Genomic DNA, 318 nt, shown 5'->3' with positions numbered 1-318 from the left:
CTGCCGCTAGTCTCCCTGTTATTGACGGCGCTGGCCCTGGCGGCGTTGACGGTCTCCCGCCACGCCGCCCGCAAGCATGGGGTTCAGGCCCGATCGATGCGCGCGGCATAGCAGCCGTAGGCCGCGTAGTGCACGTGCGCATAGCGGACGCTGGACATCGCGAACATCTGTTCGATCGCTTCATCCAGCACGGACCCCTCGACGAGAACGGCACTGGCGATGTGATCGCGCTCGTCGAATCCGCGCAATGCGAGTGTGCGGGTGCGCAATACCTCGGGCACCTCGTCGCTCACATCGCAGGCCTCCGTCGCACCCTCG

At 66.4% G+C, this 318-nt stretch carries 1 protein-coding gene; it reads right to left on the bottom strand.

Annotation, left to right across the window (positions count from 1 at the left end; all coding sequences use genetic code 11):
• Positions 1-83 precede the first annotated feature (83 nt).
• The coding region (locus CBX98_RS25875; protein ID WP_146192941.1) for a DUF1203 domain-containing protein at positions 84-318 on the bottom strand (235 nt) is incomplete at its 5' end.

Origin of the sequence: Vibrio sp. T9, assembly GCF_003123985.1 — a bacterium.
GTDB lineage: Bacteria > Pseudomonadota > Gammaproteobacteria > Enterobacterales > Vibrionaceae > Vibrio > Vibrio diabolicus.
This window is presented reverse-complemented; position numbering and strand designations above follow the sequence as displayed.